The sequence below is a fragment of the Bacteroides sp. HF-4919 genome (assembly GCF_018860125.1).
The window spans coordinates 43,103-58,606 of the sequence record NZ_JAHKNF010000005.1; the positions used below are offsets into that span (position 1 = coordinate 43,103).

General features: G+C 45.3%; 13 protein-coding genes. 9 read left to right on the forward strand and 4 right to left on the reverse strand.

Going from position 1 to position 15,504, the window contains the following annotated elements:
• The first annotated feature begins 199 nt into the window (after nucleotides 1–199).
• Both KO473_RS10105 and KO473_RS10110 read left to right on the forward strand, forming a co-directional pair.
• On the forward strand, nucleotides 200–1,321 hold the full coding sequence (locus KO473_RS10105; RefSeq protein WP_032537671.1) for a sensor histidine kinase: 1,122 nt from the start codon (nucleotides 200–202) through the stop codon (nucleotides 1,319–1,321).
• Complete coding sequence (locus KO473_RS10110) at nucleotides 1,318–2,055, forward strand: LytTR family DNA-binding domain-containing protein (protein ID WP_005780748.1); 738 nt, start codon at nucleotides 1,318–1,320, stop codon at nucleotides 2,053–2,055. The genes KO473_RS10105 and KO473_RS10110 overlap by 4 nt, the downstream gene beginning before the upstream one ends.
• Before the next feature lie 91 nt (nucleotides 2,056–2,146).
• On the opposite strand, the gene KO473_RS10115 is transcribed toward KO473_RS10110, so the two are convergent.
• Nucleotides 2,147–3,331, reverse strand: a complete 1,185-nt coding sequence (locus KO473_RS10115; RefSeq protein WP_005780746.1) for an aminopeptidase C — start codon at nucleotides 3,329–3,331, stop codon at nucleotides 2,147–2,149.
• A gap of 119 nt (nucleotides 3,332–3,450) precedes the next feature.
• Between KO473_RS10115 and KO473_RS10120 the strand changes: the two genes are divergently transcribed.
• Nucleotides 3,451–3,909: a copper resistance protein NlpE gene (locus KO473_RS10120; protein ID WP_005821302.1), complete on the forward strand. Its 459-nt coding sequence runs from the start codon at nucleotides 3,451–3,453 to the stop codon at nucleotides 3,907–3,909.
• 1 nt (nucleotide 3,910) lies between these two features.
• Here KO473_RS10120 and KO473_RS10125 read toward each other — a convergent pair whose 3' ends face one another.
• On the reverse strand, nucleotides 3,911–5,116 hold the full coding sequence (locus tag KO473_RS10125) for a hypothetical protein (RefSeq protein ID WP_005821300.1): 1,206 nt from the start codon (nucleotides 5,114–5,116) through the stop codon (nucleotides 3,911–3,913).
• Complete coding sequence (locus tag KO473_RS10130) at nucleotides 5,113–6,438, reverse strand: DUF4270 family protein (RefSeq protein WP_005821298.1); 1,326 nt, start codon at nucleotides 6,436–6,438, stop codon at nucleotides 5,113–5,115. Before KO473_RS10130 ends, KO473_RS10125 begins: the two co-directional genes overlap by 4 nt.
• Nucleotides 6,439–6,633: 195 nt before the next feature.
• Here KO473_RS10130 and KO473_RS10135 point away from each other — a divergent pair, with 195 nt between their 5' ends.
• The 6 genes from KO473_RS10135 (at nucleotide 6,634) to KO473_RS10160 (ending at nucleotide 12,965) form a co-directional block, all read left to right on the forward strand.
• On the forward strand, nucleotides 6,634–7,686 hold the full coding sequence (locus tag KO473_RS10135; RefSeq protein ID WP_005821296.1) for a kelch repeat-containing protein: 1,053 nt from the start codon (nucleotides 6,634–6,636) through the stop codon (nucleotides 7,684–7,686).
• The gene (locus KO473_RS10140; RefSeq protein WP_232303457.1) at nucleotides 7,673–7,999 is read left to right on the forward strand and encodes a DUF4907 domain-containing protein; all 327 of its coding nucleotides are present in this window, start codon (nucleotides 7,673–7,675) and stop codon (nucleotides 7,997–7,999) included. The genes KO473_RS10135 and KO473_RS10140 overlap by 14 nt, the downstream gene beginning before the upstream one ends.
• Nucleotides 8,000–8,320: 321 nt before the next feature.
• The gene (locus KO473_RS10145) at nucleotides 8,321–10,510 is read left to right on the forward strand and encodes a cation:proton antiporter (RefSeq protein WP_005821292.1); all 2,190 of its coding nucleotides are present in this window, start codon (nucleotides 8,321–8,323) and stop codon (nucleotides 10,508–10,510) included.
• Between the two features lie 37 nt (nucleotides 10,511–10,547).
• The gene (locus KO473_RS10150; protein WP_005780737.1) at nucleotides 10,548–11,387 is read left to right on the forward strand and encodes a patatin family protein; all 840 of its coding nucleotides are present in this window, start codon (nucleotides 10,548–10,550) and stop codon (nucleotides 11,385–11,387) included.
• A 136-nt stretch (nucleotides 11,388–11,523) separates the two neighbouring features.
• Nucleotides 11,524–12,234 carry a type 1 glutamine amidotransferase domain-containing protein gene (locus tag KO473_RS10155; RefSeq protein ID WP_005821290.1) on the forward strand — a complete coding sequence of 237 codons (711 nt, stop codon included), beginning with the start codon at nucleotides 11,524–11,526 and terminating at the stop codon, nucleotides 12,232–12,234.
• Between the two features lie 2 nt (nucleotides 12,235–12,236).
• A complete protein-coding gene (locus tag KO473_RS10160) occupies nucleotides 12,237–12,965 on the forward strand; it encodes a nitroreductase family protein (RefSeq protein ID WP_005821288.1) in 729 nt (242 codons plus the stop codon).
• Between the two features lie 89 nt (nucleotides 12,966–13,054).
• Here KO473_RS10160 and KO473_RS10165 read toward each other — a convergent pair whose 3' ends face one another.
• The gene (locus tag KO473_RS10165; RefSeq protein ID WP_122130189.1) at nucleotides 13,055–15,364 is read right to left on the reverse strand and encodes an ABC transporter permease; all 2,310 of its coding nucleotides are present in this window, start codon (nucleotides 15,362–15,364) and stop codon (nucleotides 13,055–13,057) included.
• Nucleotides 15,365–15,504: the final 140 nt, after the last annotated feature.

The following is a 15,504-nucleotide window of genomic DNA, read 5'->3' on the forward strand; positions in this document are numbered from 1 at the left end:
TAGGTAATTACTGGCAAAATTCGTGGCTGAGGGGCATCGATCTTTTCAGGGTAACGAATAAATGCACCGGCGGAGAAAAGGGAAGTTCATGATTTACCATGCTTTATCGTCAAAACGTCCCTCTTTGTCGAGTTCTTTTGTCGGGTATGGACAAAAGGGGGTATTTTTGTGGACTAATCTTCAGAAAGACTTTATCATAATGAAACAGATTAATAAGCAGCAATTACTGGAGCAGGTGGTTTATCTCGTCATCTGGCTGACTGTTATCTTCGTACCGTTGGTGGGCGACTATCTGTTTTCATCCATCAGTTCGATACATACCTTCAGTTGGCAGACCATACGGGTGGCATGGCTGTTGACGTTACCCTTTTTTCTGCTTTTTGTAGTGAACAACTATTTACTCGCCCCCCGATTGTTGCTTCGGAAGCGATATTGGCAGTATGCATTTTCGTTGATAGGAGTCATTGTTCTGCTTTTTTTCTTATATCCCTCCTTCAGCCGGCCGAGGCACAGGCAGTTCAACAACCCGATGCCTGTTCCTCCCGGTTATATTTATGAAGAACATTCGTCTCAACCACCCATGCCCAAGCGAGTGATGGATCCGCTCCGGCAGGGGCCTTATCCTTTGCCGGGTTATCTTTTTGGACGTTTCTCACTGGCTTTACTGGTAGTGGGGTTCAATGTGGCTATCAAGCTTCTATTCAAGTCCATGCGGGATGAAGAGGCACTGAAAGAGTTGGAACACCAGCATCTGCAATCGGAATTGCAATATCTGAAGTATCAGATCAATCCGCATTTTTTTATGAATACGCTCAACAACATTCATGCACTGGTCGATATGGATGCCGGGAAAGCCAAGAAGACCATTGTCGAACTCTCTAAACTGATGCGTTATGTGCTTTACGAAGCAAGTAATAAAACGATTTTGCTTTCGCGTGAGATACAGTTTCTTGATAACTATATTACCTTGATGAAGCTTCGTTATACCAATAAGGTTTGCATCATGTGCGACATGCCCGGCGAAATACCAAAAGTGCAGATACCGCCTTTACTCTTTATCTCTTTTGTAGAGAATGCGTTTAAGCATGGAGTGAGTTATCAGAAAGAGTCGTTCATACGGGTTGCCATGACTATAGAAGATGGGAAACTTGCGTTTCGTTGTTCCAACAGCAATTGGGGAAAATCCGGTGAACAGAATCATGGCATCGGATTGGAAAATGTCCGTAAGCGGTTGAGGCTTTTGTTCGGGCAGGACTATACCCTGTCTATTAACGAGCGCGAGGGTAGTTTTAACGTTTTATTAATCATTCCTTTGTTATGATAAAATGCATTGCTATTGATGACGAGCCGCTGGCGCTTGAACAATTGGTAGGTTATATTTCACGTGTCCCCTTCCTGCAACTAATTGCTTCCTGTCAGGATGCTTTCGGTGCCATGCAGGTGCTTTCTGAAGAAGAAGTCGACTTGATGTTTGTCGATATTCATATGCCGGACCTGAACGGACTCGATCTGGTGCGTTCATTGGTGGTGAAACCTCTGATTGTGTTTACTACCGCCTATCCGGAATATGCTGTTGAAGGTTTTAAAGTGGATGCGGTGGACTATCTGTTGAAGCCGTTCGAGTTTCAGGATCTCCTGAAGGCGGCGGACAAGGCACGCAGGCAGTTTGAGTATCATTTGCAGGATTACGGGGGAGGGGCGGAATCGGATTTGCTGGAACGGGACGGTTCGTTGTTTGTGAAGTCCGAATCCAGGATTATCCGTATCAATGTGGCGGATATTTGTTATATCGAAGGCATGAGTGAGTATGTGCGCATTTACACGAATATGGCGGATAAGCCGGTAGTCACTCTGCTGAGTATGAGAAGACTGGAAGAGCGTCTGCCGCAAGAAATGTTTATGAGGGTACATCGCTCCTATATCGTCAATCTCCGGAAAATAACGGAGGTCTCACGGTTGCGCATCATTTTTAATAAGAATATATACATACCTGTCGGCGATAATTATAAGGAGAGGTTTACAGAATATATCAACAAGATTTGTATCAGCAGTTAAGGTCGGGTTACAGACCATAAGAACGGGCTGTAATCTACAAGTGGATTGCACCTTGCAGACTACAGCCCGTGGCTCTGTAACTTGTAGTTTCTTACTTGATTCCCAGTTTCTTTGCGATATCTTTAGGAAGCGCATCTTTGTGAACCAGAATATTCATAGTCTTGTAAGCAACGAAAGCTTTAGAAGCATACCAGGTACCTTTGTACTTGTTATTAGTGCCCCAAGAGTTTTTCACCATAAAGTATTCTTTTCCGTTCTGATCTTTGGCGATACCGTAGATAATCATTCCGTGGTCATCGGTTGTTTCCCAGTTATCGAAAGCCGTCTGGCGCATTTCCTGAGTAACTTTAATTTCCGGCAGTGGCTTTGAAGTCAGTTCTTTGCGTTTGTCGGCGGCGGTCATTCCGGTCCAGCGGGCCATATCCGAACCTGTCAGTTCAGCACCCTTGGCTGCGTCCGGCATTACGGCGATACCGTCACGGGTAAATCCTTCTTCGCTGACGTCACTACCCCATGCGAACGTGTATCCGTTCTTTACAGCATTGTCCATTACAGCCATGAATTCGTCAAGCGGCAGATTGTATGACAATCCGTTGCGCCAGTTGTCCTGAATTTCGATGGCAAACTGTGAATAGAAGGGGTGATGTGTGTATGAAGTCAGAGATACATAGTCGTCCGGATTCAAACCCAGAGATTGTGCAAAAGTCATCGGAGTATATTCTTTACCTTTGTAAGTGAAGTTCTCCGGACATTGTCCGAGGTAAGTGTCATAGATGGCGCAAAGACCTTTTTTCCATACGGGAGTCAGTTTCTTCAGATTACCTTTGGCAATAGCGTTAACATAGGCTCCTGCTGTTGCATCCAGTTCGTTGTGAACGGGCAGTGAGTCACCATACATGATTCCCGGCATAGCTTCTTGCGGAACAAGTCCGTAGTTCTTCATACAGAACATGATGTCATAGAAGCTTCCGCCCGGAGAGAAGGAGCTGTCGCCATGATAGCGGACATAGTTAACGGCGCGGTCAACCATTGTGTGGTGTACAACGAACATTTCAGAAAGATCGTATTCGCCTTTTCCCGTACGGAGCAGTTCCGATTCGAGGAAGCCGAGGCTCGAGAAGCTCCAGCAAGTGCTTGAACGATTCTGGTTTTTGATGGATGTAATCGGGTTTTCTTTCACTGTCGTGAAAACGAAGCCTTCTTCTTTTGGTTTGTCTTTGCCCAATGCGCTCAGACTGATCAAGCCTAAAGCGGCCAGGAGGATTGTCTTTTTCATTATTATGTCGTTTTTATTAATATTTATGCGACAAAGATAGCTGAATATCCTTAAATATGGAAATGAACGCCTATCTTTGCTATCATATTTTAATGTTTCATTTATAAAAACTTAAACCGATGAAAAAGAATCTTTATTGGATGGCAGCAGCATTCATCACTTTAACTGCTGTAGGTTGTACAAATGTGAAGAAAGCCGATGTGTCTGCGGCAGGCAGCGATACCACACAAGTGGTAGATATGCACACTGCCGAAACCTCTCTCGATTACTATGGAGTTTACAAAGGTACGATTCCGGCTGCCGATTGTCCGGGTATAGAACTGACTCTGACCCTGAAAAAGGACCGCACTTATACATATCACTGGCTTTACATTGACCGCAAAGATGCCGAGTTTGATGAAACCGGCACATTCACGGTAAAAGACAATCTGCTGACACTTACTGAAAAAGGAGGCGAAGTCTCTTACTTTAAGGTGCAGGAGGGCAGCCTGGTGATGCTGAACAATGAGAAACAACCTGCTACCGGTGCTTTGGCTGATGCTTACGTTCTGAAGCAGGAAGAAGTGTTCCGTGATTAGTCTATTGTATTTTCGCCCGGTATGTCCGTTCCGAGAAGGTAAAGTTGAAGAAGAGTAGCAGCCCTTGTTCCCGTTGCATACTGTTGGGTAGATGGAGTTGATCACTGTATTTCACTCCTAACGAGAGGACATTTCCGTTATAGAGAGTGAAGTTGCTTCCTGCACTGATGTAGTAGTTGGTTGCTTTCTTCTTCTGGATGACCATATATGAATTGTTGACGCCCGCTCCGAGTAACAGTTTCACCGGATTGCGGTAGATATTGCCTGCTGTGTAGGCCATACCTGCCGATAACCGGTGTTGGTTTTCGAAGCGGACGTTGCTTTTTGAAGACTTCATGCGGCTCCAATCCGTATATTTGTATTCGGTTGTCAGCATCCAGCGGAGGCTATTGTATGATAATCCCGCCCCGATAAACTGCGGGAGGCATTGGCGCACATAACGTTGGCTTTCATCAATCGACTCGCTGCTCGACGAACTGCTCACCGACAGGTTGTTGTCTTGTGCCAGATCTTGTGAGTACCCGTATACAAGCCCTGCTATAATGGACTTGTCCCTATTTAGGGAAAACTTGTATTGCACGCCGAAATCGACATAAAAAGCATGCTTGTAAGAACTCTCTTCCACACTGAGACTTCCCTGAGTCTCTGTTTGTTTGGTGGTTCCGGTCACGTACGAAAGATTGGCACCGACAGAGAAACCTTTGAAAAGGCGGTAGGCGGTACTGATACCCATTTTAGATAGCCCCCCTTCTCCTTCAAAAAGTGATGATACGGTGGAATTTCCGCTTCCCGTGATGTCCTGATCCAGTGTGATAGCGTATCCCATACTGCTGACCGGTGCCATAAATACAGCCCCGTACCAATGGGGAGTGAGACGGCAACCGATGCTGAGGTTATTCAGGTTTCCCACTACCGAATGATTGTTTGTTCCGGTTTGGGTGTAGATTTTGTATGCTCCCATCAGTCCGGTGTCTATCAGGAAACGTTGTCCTTCGATGGCGGTAAGTGAGGCAGGATTGGCAGTATTCAGGAAGTTATAGCTTTGCAGGGCGATTCCCGCTCCGCCCAGTCCGGCGTACTGTCCGCCTTCTCCGGTCGAAAGTTCGCCCAGGCCGAACATGGATGTAGGGGAGTTGGTTGTGTTCTGACTATATATTAATAAGGTAGAGTGACAAAGCGTAAGCAGTAGAATCAGCTGTCTTTTCATGGGTTATATGTTTTATAAAGTATGGTTAGTTTCACGGGGCTACTGTCCGGATGGCCGGCATCTCCGAATACGACTCCACTCAGGGTGGTGAAAAACAAATTGTCCGGAAGCATCAGCTGAAGGATTTTCCGGTTGTATCCCACCGTCCCCAGATTGCTTTGCAGGAAAGAGGTAATATCGAAAGAGTAATAGGTCTCTTCTCCCATCATTTCGTCCGTTACCAGACTTCCGGTTTGTACCGAACTGCCTGAAATATCCGTCACGACATCTTCCGTTATATTGTTTTCGTCGGCTGTATATAGTGTCAGCGATTCGGGGAGAGGATACCGTTCGCCATACGTCCCTTTTACCGGGTAAAGGCGGAGGAGCGCACTTTCGATAGTTACCAGTTTGCCTTCGGCTCGCAAGTCATTGAGGAATGGGAAGTCAATGTTGAGATACATTCCCGTCAGTCCTTGCAGGTAGGCCTGGTGGTCGGACTTTTCTGAAGGAAGCCCGTTATTGATTCCGCTTTGTAAGGAGGAGAGGGCTGTCTGGCTACGGTCACAACTGACTTGGTTGAATCTCAAGTCGCTGTTGGCCGGGAAACTGGCGGACAGTTCCGTTGCGTCTGTTTTCGTTTGGTGATAATAAAGTGTGATGCACAGGCTTGAATCATTCACCATAAAACCGTTGATACAACTTCCTCCCTCTTCGGGAATGAATGCAATGCCTTTGAAATAGTCGCGGAAGTATTCTTGTGACTCCATCTCGCGTGATCCGTTTTGGAAACGTTCGAACCACTCGAGTCCCCATTCGTCGGGGAGGCGGATTTCGTGTTCCCGGGTGGTTTCGCCCGGAGTGGGAGTGAAGGTGAACGAAGCTAAGGGAGTGGCGTGGTAAGCCACTGTCGATTTACTATACAAGTATCCTTCGTCCAGCGACAGATTTTCTGAGAGGCTGTGCAGTGAGATGCGTTGCGGATTCAGAGTATCTCCCAGATAGTTGCCCGAAGAGTAGAACCGGATGGTAATGGAATCGAAACCATAATCTGCGTCTTCGCTGAATGAAACTCCCGGTACGTCATATTCTGCATAGAAAGCGGTTTTTATTTTGCCCCAGACAGGATCGTCAATGGTTCCTATCTGGCAGACTGTGTCGCCCGATGTGGCAAGAGAATCACTAAGGATAGTGTTGATGCGGACCGTGCAAGTATCGGTCTGCACCGTCCGCAGGGAACTTTCCACCCATTTGCCTCCTACTGTCGACAGTTCGTCCCGGCAAGAGGCAAGGAGGGATATTAAAAGAGTGATGAATAAAAATGATAAGGTTTTCTGTTTCATTAATCGGATAATTTTGCCGCAAAAGAAGTCGATTTCTCTTCCCTGTTAAAAAACTATCGACTAACCGGAATGATTTATCGACTGCATTTTGGTTGGTAGAGAGAATGTGCCTGTTAGTCGATCCTTTTTTTCACCCTTACTGATGTCGTCTACATTTGCGGTCAGTAATTAACGATTAAAAAACAGAATAAAAGAATGACTGGAATAGAAAAAACTGTAGCGAGTAAGTCCGCGTCCGGAGTATTGGTGCTTTGTGCCATACTCTTTTGTTTGTGTGCCTGTACGGAAGATGCTTCCTATACGGCCGGAGTATGGTACCGGCGTTCGGACTTTGACGGGGTAGCACGGACCGATGCTGCCGGTTTCACCATTGGTAATAAAGGGTACATCTGCGGAGGCTATAACGGAAAAACGACCCGGCTCGCCGATACCTGGGAATATGATATCGACAATGACTGGTGGACTCAGCGTGCCGATATGCCCGGTACGGTCCGCAATGCTGCCACCGGCTTCTCGGTAGGTAGCAAAGGGTATGTCACTACCGGATACAATCCCGATCAGAAATACCTGTCCGATACGTGGGAGTATAATCCGGAAACGAATAGTTGGAGGCAGATGGACGACTTCAAGGGAGGAGCCCGCTATTATGCCCTTGGCTTCGGGATTGATAATTATGGTTATGTGGGAACCGGTTACAACGATAATTACCTGAAGGACTTTTATCGTTTCGACCCTACTGCCGCAGCCGGTTCACAATGGACTATCGTGAATGGTTTCGGAGGACAAAAGCGTCAGGGAGGTACGGCATTTGTCATCGACGGGAAAGCTTATGTCTGCGGAGGGCAGAACAATAATTCCGATGTATCGGACTTCTGGTGCTTCGACCCTTCCGCTGCTACACCTTGGACACAACTGAGAGACATCGCCAATACGAGTGATGATGATTACGATGATGACTATACATCTATTGTCCGTTCCTATGGAGTCAGTTTTGTGATCGATGGAAAAGCTTATCTGACTCTGGGTTCCACTGCCGGAGGAAGCTATTATTCGAATTATTGGATTTATGATCCGGCAACCGATCTTTGGGAAGGTGACGACCTGACGGCGTTTGAAGGAAGTACCCGTATTCATGCTGTTTGCTTCTCTACCGGGACCCGGGGTATTGTTGCGACGGGTGGCAGTGGTTCGAGTTCTTACTTTGACGATACCTGGGAACTGAAACCTTATGAATATGAAGAGGAATAAGAAGCTACTTTGTATGATATGCGTTGCCTGCGCTGTTTCAGTCCTCTTTTTCTATGACCGGCATGAAGCTTGTCCGTATCGTCTCAAAGTAATTGAAACAGAAAATGGGAACGGATATGGTTATCAGATTCTTTGTGGCGACCGGGTAGTGATCTGCCAACCATACATACCTTCCCTTCCGGGGTGGAAAGGGTTTGCTTTGGAAGAAGATGCCCGGAAAGTAGGCAACCTGGTATTGGAACGGATCAGGCAGGGAAATGATTTTACAATATCGGTTGCCGACCTGAAGGGGCAGGGAATTACCGGCGATTAGTGAACAGGTGTTTTAGGATACATTCGAAACTATGTTCCCGTTAGTTTAAAGCCAAAGTTCTCTGGGGCTTAAACTAACGGGGTTTACCTCTTAAATCAGCAATCCTTTGGTTTTAAATCAATTTTGTGTGTTGTTATAATCTTGTTTTCCTGATGACAAACAGGAACTTTGAAGCGGAAATAAGGAAAGTAAACAGAGTGTCCATATATTCTTTTCAGTGCCTTTTTATATGAATCAATATTTAAACCTGCTCTAAAACTATTTTTTCTTTTGGTTTGTTTTATCTTTGCATAGACACACTTCACACAAAAATATGCTTGTATGCAGAGAGCCAAAAAAAATTATCTTATTTATGTAATCATGTTGCTCCTTTTCGGGGCACTTATTTACATGGCTATCGAGGAAGGTGACCGTTTTTCACACCATGTGGTAGCATCATCAGCTGTTGCGGAGGGGACTCCTTTCGCTATGTTTTGTCAGTTTGTCACCGACAACCTGCATCATCCGTTAAGTATATTGTTGATACAGATAATCGCTGTCTTGTTGATGGTGAGGCTTTTTGGTTTTCTGTTTAAACATATCGGGCAGCCGGGGGTGATTGGTGAGATTGTGGCGGGAATTGTGTTGGGACCTTCCGTGTTGGGCTATTTCTTTCCGGATGTATTTCAGGCCCTGTTCCCTCCGGAGTCCCTTACGAATCTTGAATTATTGAGCCAGGTCGGTCTGGTACTTTTCATGTTTGTGATCGGAATGGAACTCGATTTCAGTGTACTTAAAAACAAGATCAACGAAACATTGGTCATCAGCCATGCAGGTATATTGGTTCCGTTCTTCCTCGGCATCGTCGCATCTTACTGGATTTATGAAGAATATGCCGCTGCCCAGACAAGTTTCCTGCCGTTTGCCCTTTTCATCGGTATCTCTATGAGTATTACCGCTTTCCCGGTATTGGCGCGCATCATTCAGGAACGGAATATGACGAAAACTCCTTTGGGAACTTTGGCCATAGCTTCGGCTGCCAATGATGATGTCACTGCCTGGTGTTTGCTGGCTGTAGTCATAGCCATTGCCAAGGCCGGAACATTTGCCAGCGCTCTTTATGCCATCGGGCTGACTGCCCTTTATATCATAATCATGTTTATGGTGGTGCGGCCGTTTCTCAAGAAAGTAGGAGAGGTGTATGCCAATCAGGAGGTGATTAATAAAACATTTGTGGCCCTGATTCTGCTGATTTTGATTATTTCCTCTACGCTTACCGAGATTATCGGTATTCATGCCCTGTTCGGAGCCTTCATGGCAGGAGTCGTGATGCCTCCCAGCCTGGGATTTCGTAAGGTGATGATGGAAAAAGTGGAAGACATTGCTCTTGTCTTTTTCCTTCCGCTTTTCTTTGCCTTTACCGGGTTGCGTACGGAGATCGGGTTGATTAACAGTCCGGCGCTTTGGGGAGTCTGCCTGTTGTTGATTACGGTTGCTGTGGCAGGAAAACTGGGTGGTTGCGCCGTTGCCGCCCGTTTGGTGGGAGAGTCGTGGAAAGACAGTTTTACTATCGGTACGCTGATGAATACACGGGGATTGATGGAGTTGGTTGCACTAAACATCGGATACGAAATGGGAGTGCTTCCACCTTCTATTTTTGTAATCCTGGTCATTATGGCTCTGGTGACTACCTTCATGACCACCCCGTTGCTGCATTTTGTTGAACAGATTTTTGCCCGTCGCGAAGAACGTTTATCGGCTAAGTTGAAGTTGGTCTTTTGTTTTGGACGACCGGAGTCGGGACGCAGCCTGCTTTCCGTTTTTTTCTTATTATTTGGAAAAAAGATGAAAGCTGCCCATGTGGTCGCTGCCCATTTTACGGTGGGGACGGACTTAAACCCATTGAATGCAGAGCAATATGCCCGTGATAGTTTCTCGCTGGTGGACGAAAAAGCTTCAGAGTTGGGACTTAGTGTTGAAAACCGTTACCGGGTGACCGATAAATTGGTGCAGGATATGATCCGGTTGGCACGAAAAGAGCGTCCTGACATGTTTCTGCTGGGAGCAGGAAGTAAGTACAGACCGGATGCTGCCGGAGGCAGTGGAGTGTTATGGCTCTCTCTGTTTCGTGATAAGATAGATGATGTGATGGAACAGGTGAAATGTCCGGTAGCCGTTTTTGTCAACCGTGGTTATAGCGGAAACGTCCCCGTCTCTTTTGTGTTGGGTGGGGTGATCGATGCTTTTCTGCTTACTTATCTTGAGAGTATGCTGGAGGGGGGCGCACAGGTACATCTTTTCCTCTTCGATACGGATGATGAGGCTTTCCGGCAGTCTACAGAGCCGATACTGGCCAAATATTCCTCCCGGATACGAACGCAATCCTTTAATAGCGCCGTTGATCTGGCTTCGGTAGCAAAGGACGGCTTGCTTGTGATGAGCCACCTGTCCTATACGAAGTTGTCCGAAGAGGAAGAAGTGTTCCGTGATTTTCCTTCCTTGTTAGTCATCCGGCGGCCTAAGAAAAACTAAGGTACTACTAATTTCTAACGATTAATTATTCTGAAAGATGACAATTGATAATCAAACCGGTCTGGTGCTTGAAGGCGGAGGTATGCGCGGAGTGTTTACCTGTGGGGTACTGGACTATCTGATGGACCATGATATTCGTTTTCCTTATACGATCGGGGTGTCTGCAGGGGCTTGTAACGGCCTTTCGTATATGTCCCGACAGCGTGGGCGTGCCAAGTACAGTAATATAGACCTGTTAGAAAAATATCATTATATCGGGCTGAAACATCTGCTTAAGAAACGGAATATTCTGGACTTCGATCTCCTCTTTACGGAGTTTCCCGAGCATATACTTCCATACGATTATCAGGCATACTTCAATTCTCCCGGGCGTTATGTGATGGTGACTACCAATTGCCTGACCGGAGAAGCCAATTATTTTGAGGAGAAAGAGGATAAAAACCGTGTGATCGACATTGTCCGTGCTTCCAGCAGCCTTCCTTTCGTTTGCCCCATAGCTTATGTAGACGGTATTCCCATGCTGGACGGAGGTATTGTCGACTCTATTCCTTTGCAACGTGCCATAGACGATGGATATCGGAACAATGTGGTTGTTCTTACCCGGAACCGCGGTTATCGGAAAGAGAATAAAGACATCCGCGTTCCCTCTTTTGTTTATCGTAAATATCCGAAGATACGTGAAGCGTTGAGCAGGCGTTGTGCTGTATACAACGAACAATTGGAGATGGTTGAGCGTATGGAAGAAGAGGGAAATATAACTGTTATCCGGCCCCGGAAACCGGTTGTTGTCGATCGCATTGAACGTGACATCCATAAACTGACCGATCTGTATGAAGAAGGATACGAATGTGCGAAGCAGAAGTTTGAAGTTGGCTGATATCCCGGCAAAGAATGTGGATGTTTTAAGAAGCCGGGTCACAAGTGGTTGAAAATAAAGTTAAAAGTCTGATTGGTAAAGTAACAAGTAGGTTACAGCCATGTTCCTATATAACGTCACTATAAAAAGAATATATATGGATACTTTGAAAATGCTGGCTGTTGTAACGGGAACGGATATGTATGCTGATGGAAATCTGGAAACAGGATTGTGGCTCAGTGAGTTGACTCACATCTATCATTGTGCGGAAGAAAAGGGATATGAAATAATCATAGCAAGCCCCAAAGGTGGCAACGTCCCTGTTGATCCGGAAAGTTTAAAGCCGATGGTTTTAGACAAACTTTCGAAAGAGTATTGGGATGATCCTGAATTTAGGAATGAGTTGCGACATGCGAAGAGTTTGGACGAGGTTGCCGGAGAGCTGTTTGATTGTATCTATCTGGCGGGCGGACATGGTACGATGTATGATTTTCCTAATAATACCACTTTGCAGACGATTATTAAGGAGCATTATGAGCATACTAAAATAGTAGCCGCGATCTGCCATGGTGTAAGTGGGCTTTTGAATGTCAAATTGTCCAACGGAGAGTATCTTATAAAAGATAAAAGGCTCACAGGATTTTCCTGGTTTGAGGAAAGTGTTGCCGGGAGAAAGAAGGAGGTACCTTTTGATCTTGAAGCAGAGTTGAAAAAAAGAGGAGCCGATTACGAAAAAGCATTAATTCCGATGACCTCAAAAGTAGTGGTGGACCATAATCTGATAACGGGGCAAAACCCGTTCAGTTCAAAAGAAATGGCGGAGGTGGTAATGCAACAATTAAATGGGAAAAATAATTTGATCAGATAAAAATGAATTTAGAGGAAGTCTTAAATTATCGTCGTTCTGTACGGGTGTTTGATAGAGAGAAACAGTTGGATCCGGAAAAGGTGAAACATTGTCTGGAACTGGCAACGTTGGCACCCAACAGTTCAAATATGCAATTGTGGGAGTTTTATCAGGTCACGCAACCGGAGTTGCTGGCAAAGATATCCAAAGCCTGTCTTGACCAGACTGCGACTTCAACAGCTTCAGAGATTGTCGTTTTTGTTACACGTCAGGATTTATATCGGAGCAGGGCCAGGTTTGTACTCGATTTTGAAAGAGGGAACGTCAGACGAAACAGTCCCCGGGAGCGTCAGGAAAAACGTATCAAGGACAGAGAACTCTATTATGGAAAGTTAATGCCGTTTCTTTATGCCCGGTTCCTTGGTCTGCTGGGCTTTTTAAGAGTCCTGCTGGCCAAAGCCATCGGCCTTTTCCGCCCCATTGTGCGTGAAGTTTCCGAGGGTGATATGCGTGTCGTCGTCCATAAATCTTGTGCGCTTGCCGCTCAGACATTTATGATCGCAATGGCAAACGAAGGATACGACACCTGCCCCTTGGAAGGCTTTGACAGTAAACAAATGAAGAAACTGCTGAAATTGCCTCATGGTGCCGAAGTGAACATGGTGATCGGCTGCGGAATACGAGATGGAAATAAAGGAATCTGGGGCGAGCGGGGCAGAGTACCGTTTGATGAAGTTTATCATAGAGTTTAATGTTACCCCCAAAAGTCAGACACAAAGCTTTTGGGGGGTACTTCAGTTGGACACACCCTCATAACAGGCAGACGCGACAGAGGTCGTTTTTATTCCTTTTTCAAAACACTTGCCGGATTCAAGTGCATTACTTTATAAATCTTGTATGCCGTAACCAAGAAGATCAAAAGGGCCATCGTGAAGAACAACAAGATTCCCCAATTCCAACTATATATGCTTTTCAAACTACTTTTTTGTGCGATCCCTATCAACACCAATCGTACTAACGGATAGATAATTACGAAGACAGAGAGGTAAATGATCAGATAGATTTTGCCGAATAACAGGGCAATCACTTTCGGGGTAGCTCCGTTTATTTTTCGGATGGCTACTTCCTTTTGACGGTTTACCACATCCATGGAGATTCCGGAATAAATACTTAATATCAACAAGAGGATACTGACTATTGCCAACAACAGGGATGCTGTCTGCAAGAGTGCTACAGTTCCCATAACGGACTGTTTGGAATCACCCATATTACGAATATCAAGAGGCAATGTCTCAGGTACATAACGCCGGCAGATCTCCGTTATTTTTTCTAGGGCGACCGGAGTAATATCCGAATGGAGGGTTTTGAAGTAATAGGTATAAGCTTGCGGATTAACTAAAAAGACAGAACCGACTGCCCTGTTCTGAGCATTTTCCTTGTTCAGTGCGCGGTAAGTTCCGGCAATCTGGTATTCTTTGCCATCCAACGTGACACTACCTTCTATACTATCCTTTTGCAATTGTTCTTTAAACTGTTCGCTTATATAAACAAAGCCTTGAGCATCCTTATCCACCAATTTTCCGGAGAACGGGATCTTGAAGAACTCAAAATAATGGGGTTCTGCTTCGTTCATCAGCACACTTCCTCTCGGCTTTCCGTTTTTCATGTAGGTCATGTAGGTATAAACATCGGCATCGAAAGTATTGAAAGCGGATGTCCGATCGGTTATCTCGGACAAGGACTGGATATCCGAAAGAATGGCATCCATGTTTTTCTGCATGCGTATGGTATTGACCGATATTGAAATCACCCGGTTCTCTTCTTCCGTGCTCAAAGGATGGTACATTCCTTCAAACATCTCATCGAACAAAAGCGTTATGCCAAATACACCGCCTGTGAAAAGGATGGAAATCGCCAATTGTAAAGCAATCATGAAATTGCGGAACACGTGCCGCTTCTGTCTCTGCACGACCGAATGGAGGACACTCAACCGGCGTAACCGATAGATAGGATAAAGAATGGCGAGCATGCAGATCAACAGCAAAACGAGATACAATCCTAATTGTGAACCATATAGATCTACCAAAGAGAATGAGATCATGTCTTCCGGACGGATGTATGTATATGCCAGAGAGAGGGTGATTTCCGTCACGGCCAATGACAGAAAGAAAGCGACAGATAGTATCCAGAAGATTTCGGCGAAAAGCAAGGCAAACAATCCTTTGATGTCCGAACCGATACATTTGCGAAGCACCAGTTCTCGTTGCCGGTTATAGAACATTTGGATAATGAACTTCAGAAAATTGATCAACCCCGACAATAAAATCAGCGAAGCTATAAACCGGGCGAGCAGAATACTTATCGTTCTTTGGACACTGTCATTCTGTTCCGACTCCAGGAAAGCATATAAATAGATATCCTGTTCTCCATGCTTCCAGGTCAGGTTCTTTAACTGTTTATTCAGGCTTTCCGTCGTGGTTTGTCCGGTGAGACGTGATCTGATGCTGAGTGGAGTACGGGACTTTGCGGACAGGGGAAAATAACAATCGATTGTTTTTCCACGATGATCCTTTTCTTCTGTCAAAGCAACATTGACAATTTTATACACCACAAGATCAGACGAGTCGTTAGCCTCTGTCTCCTGACGGATGACGTGACCTATCGGATCTTCTTGTCCAAATGCTTTCCGGGCAAACGATTGGGAAACGATCACCTCGTTGGGAGCTGTTATCTCTTGATTGCCATACTTCAATTGGAGCGAATTATAAGTGAAATAATTAGATGATACATCTTTGAACGACACCAGAAACGGCAGTTCCCGTTGTTTTTTGTCAATGGCCGTAATTTCTCTTTCATTGCTATAAGAAGAGGCCACAAGGGGATCTATGCCCGCTATAGGCAACCCTTTCAGATAATCAAAATCCTCCTTAAACAAATAGATATCGGCGGCTGTCTGGGAAGATGCTCCGAGCAACCGGATGCTGTATTCATTATCATCGGACAGTTCAATCTTACCGGATACGGCATCAATAAAATGATTCATCATACAGAAGCAGGTGATGCCTATCGCCAAACAAACAGCCGAAATAAGACTATGAACTTTAAAGTTCATTAGATTGCGTAATGCTACTTTCAAGTAATGCTTAATCATGTTCTATTACTGTTTTTTCTTTATGCTTGCAAGAATCATGCCATGTCGCTAAATAGCTATTATATAATACAATATATTCTCGAACGCTCTCTTGTTATTGTGCGAACACGCACAAAGGCAGTTCACTATCGCACAATTAC

Bases quoted from the DNA above. Each gene is read 5' to 3' on its own strand.
- KO473_RS10105 (WP_032537671.1), top strand. From the start codon at position 200: ATGAAACAGATTAATAAGCAGCAATTACTGGAGCAGGTGGTTTATCTC.
- KO473_RS10110 (WP_005780748.1), top strand. From the start codon at position 1,318: ATGATAAAATGCATTGCTATTGATGACGAGCCGCTGGCGCTTGAACAA.
- KO473_RS10115 (WP_005780746.1), bottom strand. From the start codon at position 3,331: ATGAAAAAGACAATCCTCCTGGCCGCTTTAGGCTTGATCAGTCTGAGC.
- KO473_RS10120 (WP_005821302.1), top strand. From the start codon at position 3,451: ATGAAAAAGAATCTTTATTGGATGGCAGCAGCATTCATCACTTTAACT.
- KO473_RS10125 (WP_005821300.1), bottom strand. From the start codon at position 5,116: ATGAAAAGACAGCTGATTCTACTGCTTACGCTTTGTCACTCTACCTTA.
- KO473_RS10130 (WP_005821298.1), bottom strand. From the start codon at position 6,438: ATGAAACAGAAAACCTTATCATTTTTATTCATCACTCTTTTAATATCC.
- KO473_RS10135 (WP_005821296.1), top strand. From the start codon at position 6,634: ATGACTGGAATAGAAAAAACTGTAGCGAGTAAGTCCGCGTCCGGAGTA.
- KO473_RS10140 (WP_232303457.1), top strand. From the start codon at position 7,673: ATGAAGAGGAATAAGAAGCTACTTTGTATGATATGCGTTGCCTGCGCT.
- KO473_RS10145 (WP_005821292.1), top strand. From the start codon at position 8,321: ATGCAGAGAGCCAAAAAAAATTATCTTATTTATGTAATCATGTTGCTC.
- KO473_RS10150 (WP_005780737.1), top strand. From the start codon at position 10,548: ATGACAATTGATAATCAAACCGGTCTGGTGCTTGAAGGCGGAGGTATG.
- KO473_RS10155 (WP_005821290.1), top strand. From the start codon at position 11,524: ATGGATACTTTGAAAATGCTGGCTGTTGTAACGGGAACGGATATGTAT.
- KO473_RS10160 (WP_005821288.1), top strand. From the start codon at position 12,237: ATGAATTTAGAGGAAGTCTTAAATTATCGTCGTTCTGTACGGGTGTTT.
- KO473_RS10165 (WP_122130189.1), bottom strand. From the start codon at position 15,364: ATGATTAAGCATTACTTGAAAGTAGCATTACGCAATCTAATGAACTTT.